Source organism: uncultured Algibacter sp. (assembly GCF_947495675.1).
Classification (GTDB): Bacteria; Bacteroidota; Bacteroidia; order Flavobacteriales; family Flavobacteriaceae; genus Algibacter_B.
Window position 1 is genome coordinate 216,866 of record NZ_CANLZX010000003.1, and the last position, 14,041, is coordinate 230,906.

The 14,041-nt window shown below is 31.9% G+C and carries 12 protein-coding genes; 5 read left to right on the plus strand and 7 right to left on the minus strand.

Annotated features, from left to right (window positions below; all coding sequences use genetic code 11):
• The 3 genes from Q0842_RS03590 (at window position 1) to Q0842_RS03600 (ending at window position 1,876) form a co-directional block, all read left to right on the plus strand.
• Entirely contained in the window at window positions 1-324 is a 324-nt protein-coding gene (locus tag Q0842_RS03590; protein WP_298494419.1) for an SUF system Fe-S cluster assembly protein, read from the plus strand.
• 44 nt (window positions 325-368) lie between these two features.
• Entirely contained in the window at window positions 369-875 is a 507-nt protein-coding gene (locus tag Q0842_RS03595; RefSeq protein ID WP_298494421.1) for a DUF2480 family protein, read from the plus strand.
• A 74-nt stretch (window positions 876-949) separates the two neighbouring features.
• A complete protein-coding gene (locus Q0842_RS03600) occupies window positions 950-1,876 on the plus strand; it encodes a DUF3078 domain-containing protein (protein WP_298494423.1) in 927 nt (308 codons plus the stop codon).
• A 156-nt stretch (window positions 1,877-2,032) separates the two neighbouring features.
• Here Q0842_RS03600 and hflX read toward each other — a convergent pair whose 3' ends face one another.
• Entirely contained in the window at window positions 2,033-3,256 is a 1,224-nt protein-coding gene (gene hflX, locus Q0842_RS03605; protein ID WP_298494425.1) for a GTPase HflX, read from the minus strand.
• Window positions 3,257-3,443: 187 nt separating this feature from the next.
• On the opposite strand from hflX, the gene Q0842_RS03610 reads away from it, so the two are divergent.
• Window positions 3,444-4,283, plus strand: a complete 840-nt coding sequence (locus Q0842_RS03610) for an endonuclease (protein ID WP_298494482.1) — start codon at window positions 3,444-3,446, stop codon at window positions 4,281-4,283.
• Here the strand turns inward: Q0842_RS03610 and Q0842_RS03615 are convergent, their stop codons facing one another.
• Genes Q0842_RS03615 through Q0842_RS03625 form a run of 3 tightly spaced genes read right to left on the minus strand, consistent with a single transcriptional unit; the run spans window position 4,284 to window position 8,958 of the window.
• Window positions 4,284-4,661 (minus strand): hypothetical protein, encoded by a 378-nt coding sequence (locus tag Q0842_RS03615; protein ID WP_298494427.1) that lies wholly within the window; start codon window positions 4,659-4,661, stop codon window positions 4,284-4,286.
• Window positions 4,662-4,700: 39 nt separating this feature from the next.
• Window positions 4,701-6,146, minus strand: coding sequence for a DUF5689 domain-containing protein (locus Q0842_RS03620; RefSeq protein WP_298494429.1), 1,446 nt, complete (start codon window positions 6,144-6,146; stop codon window positions 4,701-4,703).
• 10 nt (window positions 6,147-6,156) lie between these two features.
• On the minus strand, window positions 6,157-8,958 hold the full coding sequence (locus Q0842_RS03625) for a TonB-dependent receptor (RefSeq protein ID WP_298494432.1): 2,802 nt from the start codon (window positions 8,956-8,958) through the stop codon (window positions 6,157-6,159).
• 133 nt (window positions 8,959-9,091) lie between these two features.
• On the opposite strand from Q0842_RS03625, the gene Q0842_RS03630 reads away from it, so the two are divergent.
• Window positions 9,092-10,141, plus strand: coding sequence for an endonuclease/exonuclease/phosphatase family protein (locus Q0842_RS03630; protein ID WP_298494434.1), 1,050 nt, complete (start codon window positions 9,092-9,094; stop codon window positions 10,139-10,141).
• 6 nt (window positions 10,142-10,147) lie between these two features.
• On the opposite strand, the gene Q0842_RS03635 is transcribed toward Q0842_RS03630, so the two are convergent.
• From Q0842_RS03635 to Q0842_RS03645, 3 genes are all read right to left on the minus strand, one after another.
• Window positions 10,148-10,588 (minus strand): hypothetical protein, encoded by a 441-nt coding sequence (locus tag Q0842_RS03635; protein ID WP_298494436.1) that lies wholly within the window; start codon window positions 10,586-10,588, stop codon window positions 10,148-10,150.
• An 84-nt stretch (window positions 10,589-10,672) separates the two neighbouring features.
• Entirely contained in the window at window positions 10,673-12,298 is a 1,626-nt protein-coding gene (locus Q0842_RS03640; protein ID WP_298494438.1) for an Ig-like domain-containing protein, read from the minus strand.
• 73 nt (window positions 12,299-12,371) lie between these two features.
• Window positions 12,372-14,036 (minus strand): hypothetical protein, encoded by a 1,665-nt coding sequence (locus Q0842_RS03645; protein WP_298494440.1) that lies wholly within the window; start codon window positions 14,034-14,036, stop codon window positions 12,372-12,374.
• Between the last annotated feature and the right edge of the window lie 5 nt (window positions 14,037-14,041).

The window sequence follows — 14,041 nt, forward strand, 5'->3', positions numbered from 1 at the left end:
ATGAGTGAAGTTATAGATACTGCCGAATTGGGTGAGAAAATAGTAAACGTTCTTAAAACAATTTACGACCCAGAAATACCTGTTGACATTTACGAATTAGGCTTGATATACGATGTATTTGTTAACGAAGATTATGATGTTAAGATATTAATGACTTTAACAACACCTAACTGCCCAGTTGCAGAAACATTGCCTTTAGAAGTTGAAGAGAAAGTTAAATCGCTTAATGAGGTAAAAGATGCTGAAGTTGAAATTACTTTTGATCCACCTTGGACACAAGAATTAATGAGTGAAGAGGCTAAACTTGAACTTGGAATGCTTTAGTATTTCAAACAATCATTTTTCATTAAAATTAATAGTATAACTTCTTGAAAGACGAAATTATAAATCGCGTAGCGAATAGCAAACTAGTTACTATTGACCTTGAGGATTATTATCCTAAAGGTAATCGTATTTTATTCGATATTAAAGATTGGTTATTTGAAGGTTTTGTGCTTCGTGAAAAAGAGTTTAGAGCTCAAGTTACAGAATTTGATTGGGGCATTTATCAAGACCAATACATAGCTTTAACTTGCAGTAGCGATGCTATTATTCCTGGTTGGGCATATATGCTTTTAAGCATACAGTTAAAACCTTATGCTAAAAAAATTATTGTAGGTAATTTAGATCAATTAGAAACTTCAATTTATCAAGACATTATTAATAATCTTGATGTTTCAGATTTTAAAGACAAACCTGTAATAATAAAAGGTTGCTCAAATAAGCCCGTACCACAAAATGCTTACATTATGCTTTCCAGCAAGTTACAACCAATTTGCAAGTCTATTATGTATGGTGAAGCTTGCTCTTCGGTACCACTTTTTAAGAAAAAGTAATTTTTATGTGACTATAGGCTGTTAATTGAGTCTAAAATGTATATTTGCAAAAATTTTTAACAAAAATTAAAATTATGAAAAAATTATTTTTCACATTATTATTATCTGTTAGCGTTTTATCAATTAACGCACAAACTAAAGAAGAGCTACAAGCTCAAAAATCTGAAAAGCAAGCTATAGCAGATGCTGCTCAAGCTGAAGCAAACGCTTTACAAGCTAAAATTGATGCGCTTCCAGGATGGAGAAAAGGTGCTTTTGGTACTATTGGTGGTAGCTTATCTGGTTTCAATAACTGGTATTCTCAAGGTACTCCAAACAACAATTCTGGTAACATTGGTTTTACTGTAAATGGTTTTGCTAATTTAATTCAAGAGAAATTCTTTTGGAGAAACTCTTTAACTACAAACTTAAACTGGGTAAAATTAGATAACAAGGATAATCCTTTAGACGATGATAGCTTTAGTCCTACTACTGATGTTTTTAACATTTCTTCTTTATACGGTAGAAATATTGCTAAAAACTTAGCAGTTTCTGGTTTAGCTGAGTACAGAACTACAATATTAGATAATTTTAACGACCCAGGTTACTTAGACGTTGGTGTAGGTGCTACTTGGACTCCTATTGAAAACTTTATATTAGTGGTACACCCATTAAACTACAATTTTGTTTTTGCTGATGGTGATTCTGTATTCGAATCTTCTTTAGGTGCTAAAATTGTTGCAGATTATACAAGACAAATTGGAGCTGTAAATTTCAAAACAAACTTATCTGCTTTCCAAAGCTATAAGTCTGGAGATTTTTCAAACTGGACTTGGACAAACTCTTTTAGCTATACACTATGGAAAATGATTGGTGTTGGTTTTGATTTTGGTTTAAGAAGTAATAAACAAGAAGCTTTAAACTACTCTATTGAAACTTTAGGTAATGCTGGAGAAACTTTTGATAGTGTTGATAACGATTTACAATCTTATTACACTTTTGGTTTAAGCTACAAGTTTTAATACTATATACATAGATTTAATAAATTTATAAAAAAATGCGCTTCCTTTTTTAAGGAAGCGCATTTTTTGCGTTAGGGATAGTAATGAAAAGCCCACAGCGAGGTACTAGCGAGGACTTGTAATGTATAGCCCGCCCCTTGTGGTAACGCCCAAGTACTATTCTTCTATTATACCATCTTCATTATAATCTTGATACAAAAAATGGTTGTATGGGAAACGTGTAACGTGTATTTCGCGAACCTCATCGTAAACCCGCTTTTTAAAATCTTCTAAATTTTCTTTATTCAATGCCGAGATAAACAAAGCATTGTTTCCTACCTTACTCATCCAAGTGCTTTTCCACTCTTCTAATGAATAATGTTTTTCGGTACGTTCTGTTTCTAAATCATCAGCTTCTAATGGTTCTGCCTCATAGGCATCAATTTTATTAAAAACCATAATAGTTGGTTTATCACCACTTTTTATTTCACCTAAGATTTTCTCTACAGATTCTATATGTTCTTCAAAATTAGGATGCGAAATATCTACCACATGTAGCAGTAAATCGGCTTCTCTTACCTCATCTAAAGTACTTTTAAAACTATCTACCAATTGTGTTGGTAGCTTTCTAATAAACCCTACAGTATCACTTAATAAAAAAGGTAAATTTTGAATAACTACTTTTCTAACAGTAGTATCTAAAGTTGCAAACAATTTATTTTCTGCAAACACTTCGCTTTTACTAATAACATTCATGAGCGTAGATTTACCAACATTGGTGTATCCTACAAGTGCCACACGAACCATTTTACCACGATTACCACGCTGTACAGCCATTTGCTTATCAATGGTTTTAATACGGGCTTTAAGTAATGTTATTTTATCTCGAACTATACGTCTATCTGTTTCAATTTCGGTTTCACCAGGTCCACGCATACCTATTCCACCTTTTTGGCGCTCAAGGTGTGTCCACATACCTCTTAAACGTGGTAATAAATATTCGCATTGAGCCAACTCTACTTGTGTTCTAGCATAACTAGTTTGTGCACGTTGGGCAAAAATATCTAGTATTAAATTGGTTCTATCTAAAACTTTTACATTTAAAATTTTACTAATATTTCGTTCTTGTGCAGAGGAAAGTTCATCGTCAAAAATAGCGGTACTAATATCGTGCTCTTCTATAAATTGGCGCACATCTTCCATCTTCCCTGTTCCTATGAAGGTTTTAGGGTTTGGCATATCCATTTTTTGAGTAAATCGTTTTACTGCATAACCTCCAGCTGTAAAAGTTAAAAACTCCAACTCATCTAAATATTCTTTAGATTTTTCTTCGTTTTGTTCTTTGGTAATAACGCCTATTAAAACTGCTCTTTCTAGGCTAACATCTTTCTTTTCTATCATGTTACAAAGTTACGTAATTGTGGGCATTTTAATATTTATATTTTTAAGCCTATTTTTGACCTATGACAGAACCTTTTAATGATATTCCAGTACGCCACGATATGCAAACTGTTGCGTTTTATAATGTTGAAAATAACATATAAACAAAAACAAACTTAAACATGATAATGATTTTTTACCTGGTTCTATTAAAAACTGGACACCAAAACGTTACCAAAATAAGTTAAGAAAAATTGGCTATGCTATATCTAATATTGGGAGACGAGAAACGGGAAAACACCCAGCACTAGTTGGTTTAGCTGAAATTGAAAACGCTACAGTTATTAAAGACTTAATGGCTTCTAAGCATTTAAAGCATTGTAATTATGATTATATACATTTTGACTCTTTAGATGAACGCGGTATTGATGTTGCTTTGTTATATGATACTACTGCTTTTAAAGTATTAGATTCTGAAGCATTTGCTGTAAGCCTAATAGATGATGATGGTACACCTGATTACACTCGAGATGTTTTATTAGTTTCTGGTATTTTAGATAATGAAAAAGTACATGTAATTGTAAACCATTGGTCTTCTAGACGTGAAGGTGAAAAGGAAACTGAATTTAAACGTTTAGCATCATCAGAAAAAGTAAGCGAGATTATTTCATCTATAAAACAAAATGAAGAACACGCCAAAATTATAGTTATTGGCGATTTTAATGATACCCCACAAAACAATAGTCTTAAACGTTTAGTAGATGAATTTGATTTATTTAATCCTATGGAAACTTTGCGCTCTTTTACTCGTGGTTCTGTAAAGCATAGACGACAATGGTTTACTTTCGATCAAATTTTAGTATCTACCAACTTTTTTAAGAGTTCTAAAAATGAATTCGAATTTTTTAAAGCTAATATTTTTGACGAAGATTTTCTGAAACTTTTTAAAGGTCCTTTTAAAGGGTCTCCTTTTAGAACTTATGTTGGCCCTAAATACAAAGGTGGCTATAGTGACCACTTCCCTGTATATATGATTTTAAAAAAATAATTACGTTGCTTGATAAAGAATATATGTTAATCCTAAAATAGCAACAGGAAATAACCAAAGTAACCAAATATTATAAGACAGTTTTTTCTTTTTAAGCATTTTTGCATTTAATACTTTTCGTTTTCTGCCGCCGTATTGCATCCAGTTTTTGAAATAAAGAAAAATAGTGACCAATACAAATAAGGTCCATGCTTTTGGGGCCGACATTGTATTGACATGCATTTGCCTAAAAAAACCGGCAAAAAACACACCTAAAAGTAATAGCAAACTACATTGTAAAACAGTTATGTAAAACGTAGCAATACTATTAGCATTTTTACTTTTTTTGGTTTTGTAATGCTGGAAGAAATGAAAAAATAAGGAATCGAATGTTGTCATCTAGTTGTTTAATATGCCAAAGGTAAAACTAAAGTTTTACTATTCAACATAATCTATACTAATCTCATCTAATTCATAAATACCATCAAACGTATCTTGCCCACTTCCTGTATATTTAAATGCGATATGAATTATTCCTGTAATACAAGATAAATCGACATTTCCAGAGCTAAACCACTCGACAAAAGAATCGGAATCCTTTACTACATAAGCGGCAGATAACACTCCCCATTTAGCAGAGGTAACATTAGCTTCGGTTCCATCCCAATCTACAGAATATAATACTTCCATATAACTACTATCAGCCAAACTATTAGACGTTTTAAAACGCAACGTTTCGCCATCTTGAGCATCTAAATTTATACTTGGTGTAATTAACCAACCTATATTACTTATATCTCCAGAACTACTAGATTGAAATCTAGCAGAACGCCCTAATGATGCATTTGATGATGTTGACGAATAGCCTTCCCAAGCTTCTGTACCTGTTTCTATATAATTTGTCCAACCATCAATCGCTATTGGTTTATTATTTTTTTGAGGTTCAAAATCTTCATACAAAATATTTCCTGAACCTACAGTAGGTGCTAATCCACAAGTTAATTCCTTAGGGTCGCATCGTGTTTCGCTATCAAAATTAACATCAGCAGAGCTATTAATAACTAACACATTAAAATTATCTCTAAAATCTCGACTAAAAATACCTAAAATACTACCTTGTCCTTGAGGCACAATTAAGGTTTTAAAATCAGAAAAGGTACTGGTTTGCATAATCATTTGTATACCAGAATCGCAGCTTTCTAATAAACGAAGCCCATCGAACTCATCAAAAGATTCGCTTGCATAAGTTGCCCCTAATTCAAATCGATTTAATTGCATATTATCTAATTGAATTAAAGTGTTTTCATCATTTTCATTTAAATCTGCTAAACCTGAAATTTTAGGTGTTATAGAGACTATTTCATTACTTCTAATAACAATATCTTTATATTCAGCGGGTTGAATTTGTTCTACTTGAACCGCATCTCCTTTTCCAATGGTAATAACGCCACTAGTTTCTCCAATGGTTAAACCATCCATTTTTACATATACTTTTTGCCCAAATTGATAGGTATCAGACAAACTACTCACATTAATATCAATTTTAAAACCTAGTCTTGGGTCGCTATCAGTACTACTATCATCTGTTTTATTTTGAATGATTAATTCTTCAAAAAAGTTCCCTGATTTATCAGAAGACACCACATAACCTTCAATATATAAATCGGTTTCATCATCAATAACCACGGTAGAATTACCACCATTTACAGCTTGCTCATAAAGTGATTTAATAGCTTTGAATGTTGTTATTTTTTCTTGTGGAATACTTGGTTCTGTTACAGAAATATCTGGGATACTATAATCATCATCCTTAACACAAGACCAAACTAAGAAAAGAATTAGAATGACTAACGATATTCTTTTAATGTTATAAATATTATTCATAATATGTTTTTTAAAATCTTACATTTAAATTCAGAAAATAGGTTGCACCTCTACCATACCAATATTTCGGGCCAAAAACAGGAGAATTTAAAGCTTTATCGTCTCGTAATTCTCTATAATTGGCATTTCTACCTTGCTCAAAACCACCAGTTTTATAAACAGCATCTAATAGGTTATTAATACTTGCAAAGAATCCAACATAGTATTTGCCAATTTTCCATGATTTTCCGCCTACCAAATTCACCGACATATAATCATCAAAACGTTCTTGCTGCAATAATTCTCTTGCCAAATCTTCATCGTAATCATTAAACACATTGCCATCAAAATCGGTATTAAAATTTGACGATCTGGTTAATGGGCTAACATCTACAAACGTATTTTGGAAAAAATTTACAGTAGCACCAAACCACCAAAAATCGGGATCGCGATACTCAAAACCCACCGAATATGCTTGTTGTGGACCAGACGCTAACTTATACCCTTTTAGGTTTGATTGCCCAAAATCTTTAAATCCGTTTACAAATCCAGCGGCTTCAGCCTCAGCATCTGGCTCTGTAGATAGAAATAAATTGGGATTATTAGCATATGTAAATTGCCCCACCGCTGCTGCTCCTTTCAATTTAATTGTTGGTGTAACTTGCGCTTCTATTCCTAATTCTCCTCCAAAATGTTTTTTGTCTATACCTTGTAAAATCTCTTGAACAAAGGCTGTATTATCGCCACCAATACCATCGGCAAAAAAGAAAGATATCTCACTAGCATCAGAAATTTTAGTATAATAACCCGTTAATTTTGCTTTTACATTTGACGAACGGAATATATAACTCGCATCTAAAGATGCTATATTTTCATTTGAAATATTAGGAACCGTATTATGATTTTCTCTAGAATTTGAATACGTGTTTTGTATTGATGGTGCTCTTGAAATATAACCCGTATTAAAATCGAACACATGTTTTCCTGTTAGCTTAAATGTTAATCCTGCTTTTGCCCCAAAGCCTATAAATTTGAGTTTGTTTCCTTTACCAAATGAATTATCTGGAAAACCTCCATTTTGATAAATTCCTTCTCTTTGATACTGGGTGTTTTTCACACTTCCAGAAACGTAAAAATCGACTTTATTATACGTGAATTGAGATTGTGCATAAATACCTAATTCGTTTGCAAAAAGATTATAGTTGTATTTAAATTTATCGCCCTCGCCAACAATTCTGTTTGGGTTTAGTAAATCGTTTTGAGCTTCATTAATTTCTGTTGCAAAACCATCAACATCTAAATAGGTTGAAGCACCTAACAAGTCTAAAACTTGAGCAAAGTTTTCAGATTTCAAAGCTTTAAAGTGAATACCTGCATTTAGTATAACATTATCATTAATTTCATTATTTAAAATAGAATTTACAGATATTTGAGTGTCATCTACCCGGTCTTCATATAATGCATAAATGGCATTCCTTCCGTTATTGGCATTTCCAATATTAGCAGTATACATAGCATTCCAATCTATTTGCCCATTATCTTGAAATGCTTTTAAAGCTTTATAAGCAACACTTAAATCATCAGGAAAATTACGTTCGGCATAACTAGGTAACTTTTGGTAATACGTTGGGCTTGGGTTTGCACCGCCTCCTTGAGGAAATCCATCAATTAAATCGGTACCATTATAATCTAAACGACTGTTGCTTAATTTCCCAAATTGGTAGCCAATATTTGTGTTTAAAGTTGTTTTACTATTTAGGTTCCAATAATGATTCAACATAATTATAGGCTCATTAACTTCTTTAATTCTAGAATTTCGTTTTTCGCCATCTTGCCAGCCCCAATATTCGTTGTACTTTATATCCTTTAAATCGAAAACCTCTTGAGTATTTGGAGATGATTTACCTCTACGATTAGGCGTATACATAGCGGTTAAATTAAGGCTGTGGTTGTCATTTATTTTCTTTTCTACGGAAGTAAAAAAAGAATTAGAGTTATAATTTGTTGCATCTTGATAGCCTTCATTTCCCCAGCGTCTGCCTATAGAAACTGTATATGCCCAATTATTTTTTAATAACCCTGAAGCATGAGTTGCCATGAATCGATTAGTGTAACTTCTATTTGAAGACGAATAGGTTAATCTACTACCTGGTCTAGCCTTTGAAGCTCTAACATTTATATTTGTACTTCCTAAAACGCCACCAAAATTATAATTTGATGGTGTTAGTCCCCATGTTAATTCTTGATTACGCAATACATCATTTAAACCACCCCAATTACTCCATTGTGGCCTTCCGTTATAGGTTTTATTCATTTCGATGCCATTGATTAGAACAGACCCGTTATTAGAATCTAAACCACGTACTCGAAAGAATGAGGAACTAAACTCAAAAGCTGCAGTTCTTTGAAAAACATCTAGTGACGATGCTAACAGCCCTGAAATATTATCGGCGCCACTAACATCGTCATTCAACTCATCATCAGAAAGAGTAATAGTAAATAAATCTGCGGTTAGAGAAGGATCTCTTTCTAAAACCATATCTGTTATATTAACAGTTTCTCCCTCATTTACAGTTATAGGATAGCGCTTAGAAATAAATCCAGTTTTGAAAATTCTTAGAATTTGTTCTCCTAAGGGAATATTTTCTTTAAAAATGAATGTTCCTAAAGCATTTGTAAGTTGAGTTGCTCCAGAATCTTGAATTGTTACAGTAACTCCTTCAATAGGTTCTAAACTTACAGCATCTATAACACTACCTTTAATTAAGGTGTTTTGAGCATTTATGGAAATTGAAAAAAATCCGAATAAAAAAATGAGGGTTATTTTATTCATAATAATTATGAGACACATAAAATATTAAAAAGTAACAAGTTTCTCGCAGGAATTTACAACAATTATTATAAATCGTAACTTTGGCTTAAGTTTTGTATTATAGCAATGAGGAAAAAAATCTATAAATAATTACATGAAATTTATAAAATTTAGTATTCCAATTTTATTTTTAAGTCTGTTTATTAATTTAAATGCACAAGACAAAAAATTTAAAATACATACTGTTGCCTTTTATAATCTTGAGAATTTATTTGATACCATAAATGATCCTACGAAATTTGATGAGTATAGTCCAATGATGGAACTTAAAACTAATCGTGGAGAAGCATACAAGAAAAAAATAAGTAATATGGCGCGTGTTATATCTGAGATTGGTAAGGATATAACTCATAATACACCAGCTATTTTAGGTGTTTGCGAAATAGAAAATAAAGAAGTTTTAGAAGATCTTGTTAATGATTCCGCTTTACTTAAAAAACAATATGCTATAATTCATTATGATTCTCCAGATATTAGAGGAATAGATGTTGCACTATTATACCAAAAAAACTTATTCACACCAATTAGTTCAAGTTCTCATATTTTAAAAATTTATGATGATGAAAACAAAAAAAGGATTTATACTAGAGATCAATTGTTGGTAAGTGGAAAATTAGATGGTGATTTAATTCACCTTATAGTTAATCATTGGCCATCTAGACGTGGTGGAGAATCCAAGAGTAGACCAAAACGTGTTGCAGCTGCAAAACTAAATAAACGTATTGTTGATTCGCTTCAAGCGATTAATCCTTATGCTAAAGTTATTATTATGGGAGATCTAAACGATAACCCCAATAATGCAAGTGTAAAAACTGTATTAAAAGCAAAAAATGAAAAACGTAAAGTAGGTTTAAAAGGTATTTATAATCCATTTACAAATTTTTATAAAAAAGGATTAGGGACTACAGCATACCGAGATTCGTGGAGTTTATTTGATCAAATTATGATAACAAAACCTTTAGTAGAAAAAGAGTATGCTTCCTTTAGATATTATAAAGCTGGTATTTTTAATAAACGTTATTTAATTCACAAAACAGGCACCTATAAAGGGTACCCATATAGAAGTTGGTCTGATGGTGGATTTAGCAATGGATTTAGCGACCATTTTCCAGTTTACATGTACCTAATTAAAGCGGTTAATTAAGTGTTTCTATCCCAACCAAGTACTCCAAGGAATTCTAGATAAAAATAAGACTAATGCTATAGTATAGAAAATTGCTATGGTCTTTAATTTAGCGCTAGATGTTAGTTTCTTTTTATGTTTTGAGTAGCCAATTGTAATTAATGCTACAGCAATAATGTTTATTAAAGGATGCTCTATTAAATATAATCTATTTATAGAATCTTTCATTATTTCGCCCATACCAGATTCGCTAAAAAGTTGCAATCTTGGTGACACAAAATATAATACTAACCCAATTAGTAATTGAATATGAGACACTATAAGTGCAAATAATGATTTTCTAAAATCGTTTGCTCCATATTCTTTATCGCCAATTGTCTTAAAAATGGCATTTACTGTTGCAATTATTAAAATTAGGAGCACTAAATAAGCCCAATAAGAGTGAAGTGATTTTACAACGTCGTACATGATTCTTTATTTTTATTAAAAGCAAATGTAATAATTAAAAGCATAAAAAAACCGCTTTGTTAAAAAGCGGTTTTAAAATATTATTTAGTTCCATTTATTTTCCGCAGCATCACCACCCCAAATTAATGTAGCTAGATAAGCATTGTCTATAAACGGATTTCTGTTGCCTTGTGCAGCATAAATAACGTTATTTCTTTGCTCTTCGAATGCAGAAACAGGATCTTCAAGATTCCATTTTAAAAACAACTCTAAACTACCAATTGTATTAAAAGATTCTCCGTATCTTATATTTAAATATAAAATCATCCTAGCAACATCTCCTTTCCATTCATCACCAGGAAACCATTTTTCTCCTATAAGCTTATATGTTCCACTTCCGTCTGTAAAAGCATAATTAAGTCTATCGCTATTTACTGTTGCATCACAAGATCTTAAATGATGTAAATCTGCCTTAACAATTTCATCTTTTTCAGCACCACCATCTCCTCCTGCATATAATGATTGTGGATATATGTGCTCTGTATTAAATGTTTGTGGTGAGTATGCGTTGGAACCTGAAGTATACTCTTCCCAATACCTACTTTCACCAGAATACATTAAAATAACATTATCACTATTACTTAAATCGGCGTCGGCTAGATATAAATAATTATGTCGTTGTGTGTAAGCAAGAATAGTGGTATGATTAGTTACTGTAAGATCTTCTAATTCATCAAACATTAAATCGCCATCTTCTGAAAAAATAACATCATTATAATAATCTATAATTTCTGCAGGTATGTTAAAGTCTAAAGGTGCAATTACTGTAACAGTAACTGTAGCTGTAGAGCATGTTGGGGTTGGTGAATCGTCATCACAAATGGTATAGGTAAACGAGTCTATACCAGTAAAATCTGTTTGTGGAGAATAACTAACAGTACCATCTGCATTTAATACAACTGTTCCTTGAGTTAAAGCATTATCTATTGCTGTTATTACTGCATCATCAATTACTGTGTCATTTTCTAAGATATTTAATGTGTTAGATGTTGCGTTTGCAAAAATATTAACAGCATCATTATTTGCAACTGGTACACCTTCATCTAATACATTAATTGTAACTGTTGCTGTTACACAAGTTGCTATTGCATCATTATCACACAATGTGTATGTAAATGTATCTTCTCCAGAAAAACCATTCATTGCTGTATAAGATACTGTGCTATCATTATTTAAAATTACAATACCTGTACTTGATGTCGCATCAATAGAAGTTAATATAGCTCCATCTACTATAGTATCGTTATCTAAAAGCGTTGTAAATATTGTTGTGGTATTTTCTGTGACTTCAAAAGTATCATTTTCAGCAACTGGATTTCCTGTATCTGAAACTGTTACAGTTACAGTTGCTACTGCACAATTTGGATTACTTAAACCATCACAAATTGTATATGTAAATGTATCTGTACCAGTAAAATTATTCGCAGGTGTATATATTAGTTTGTTAGAAGCTTCGTTAATTGTCCCGCTATTAACTGAGGTTGCATCAAAATCGGTAAGCATTGCATTATTAGTAAGTGTATCGTTATTTAAAACACTTATGGATATTGATGTATTTTCTAAAGTAATTGCTGTATCATTGGCTGCAACTGGAGGATTTTCTTCAACACCATCATCACTTCCGCCACATCCAAAAAGTAATACAACTAAAAAAAGATAAACATATTTCATAATAAAAGTTTTATATAAAGATAAAAAAACCTCTTAGTGTTAGTAAGAGGTTTTTTAAAATTGAATTAAGGTTTTAGTTTGCTACCCAAACGCCACCTGTTTTGATAACACTAATGCTTTCAATACCTGTTGCACCTGTATAAACTACCATGTTTAAAACATATTTTTGACCTTCTAGAGCACCTGGGTCTATAGAGTCTAATAATACATTAGCTACTTCTATCAACATATCGTCACTCCAGTAATTATCACTTCCATCTCTTCTATCAAAACTTCCAAAGAAACCAACGTTATCTGCAGGTCCAGGATAAATATCTATAAAAGCATCTGAAATAAATGCCACATCTGCAGATAGTAATGTATAGTTAATAGTATTATCTGGTACCCATACACCATCTTCAAAACCATATTGGAAAGATGTTTCAATAATATCTGGAGTTAAAGTCCATTTATCACCATCAAAAATACTGTGTCCGTATTTAGCATTTGTAGATCCAGAGAAATAATCATATTGAACCATTGCTACATCACCTGCTTGAGCATAAGGGAATAATCCTTCTAAAAAGATATCTAAGATGTAGATATTACTACTACTAAAGTTTGGAAATCTAAACCCGAATGAATCGAAATCTTTTTTAGTAAACACATAAGGGAATTGCCAATCGCCATCGTTTTTAGCGACTACAGTAGTAACTTCTACAATAGTTGCATTAGGAACATAGGCTCCAGCTGTATATAATAAGGTTACAGTTTCTGTGGCAACAGAACCATTGTAAACAGCATAAGTTACAGCATAAACATCACCTTCTGTTGCCATTGGTAAAATAATATTTAAACCTTCAAGAATCATATCTTCACTCCAGTAATTATCACTAGTAGGTCTAACATCAAAGCTACCAAAGCGTCCTAAGTTTTCAGCAGGACCTGGGTATGTAGCTCCTAAATCGGTAGCTATCATATCATAATCTGTTCCAGTTAATGTATATTCTGTTGCAGTTGTTCCACTTGCCTCAACGTCTAGTTTTGTAAACCCGTATCCGTTATATTGAACTGTAAATGTTTCAGAGAAGTTTGTACCACCATCATAAATAGCAAATGTAATTGCTACAACTTGACCAAGGTTATATTCGCCTCCTAATAATTCTGTAAATCCTTCTAATAACATCTCATCAGACCAATATGCATCTCTATCTGATCTTCTATCAAAATTTTGAAATCTAATTGCACTTTCAGTAGCTTCTGGATATGCAGCACTTAAAGCATTACCAATAGTTTCAAAATCATCATCAGATAATGTATAAGATAATATATCTGCATTATAAGTTAACTCTACAAAAGTTCCGTTAAGTGCTGTTTCATAGTTAGTACCTAAGTAACCATCAACTTCATTTAAATTTGATAATGTTTCTGTAGTAGACATTACTTCTAACAGAGTTTCATCATATAAATCATAAGTAACATTAACTAAAGAACCTTCTCCCCAAACAGGGTATTTATCTGCTAAAAAGTCTGGTATTACTTGATCTGCTAAATCTTGAGTCATAAAATACTCTACAGAGTCTAACTCTTTTTCATATAAAGCATAATCTTCAGAAGTAAAAGTATAAGTTTCTTCGGCTTTAATAAAATCAATTCCAGCTCTTTCTTGCGAATCTAGATCGTTATAAATATCTTCCATAGGATTACAACCTGTAAAGACTGCACCTAAAATCATTAAACTATAAATTATTTTTTTCATTTTCA